A 483-nucleotide genomic window follows, 5' to 3' on the forward strand; every position below is an offset into this window, starting at 1 on the left:
GAGTCGACGAATGACCGGAGGTCGTATGAGCGGCGATGCCGCTGCGCCGGGTACGTCCGGCAGGTGGCGTCCCGGGGCGATGGAGGGGGCTGGTGACGGGCTCGTGAGCCAGGCAACCGGGCCCGAGCCGTATGGCCGGCGGTGCCACTCCGCGTACGCCTGGCACGCGCTATGCCGGGCGACGGCGGACGGGCCGTCAGACGGCGACCGGCCATGCTCGCACACCCGTCGGCGCCGCGCACGACACCGCTACCGAGCGACGAGCAGGGGGAGAAGCGATGACCGAACACCCGACGACGGACCGGGACGGCGCGACAGGCCGGAGCCGTAGGACCGACGACGACAAGGCGGGCGCCGCCCCGGGGCGTACACCCGACGGCGGCGCACTGACCGCCGCACCCGGCCGTGCGCCGGGCGGAGACACGTCGGCCGCCGCGCGCGGCGGTGAGGCGCCCGCTCCCGCCCCCGCCACCGCCCCCGGTC

Annotated in this window: 1 pseudogene; it reads left to right on the forward strand. The window is 77.0% G+C overall.

Annotated features, from left to right (window positions below):
* Positions 1-278 precede the first annotated feature (278 nt).
* Positions 279-483, forward strand: a pseudogene (locus tag ACSNOK_RS33405) (hypothetical protein); the annotation flags it as partial.

This window comes from Streptomyces sp. URMC 126, assembly GCF_051386555.1.
Classification (GTDB): domain Bacteria; phylum Actinomycetota; class Actinomycetes; order Streptomycetales; family Streptomycetaceae; genus Streptomyces.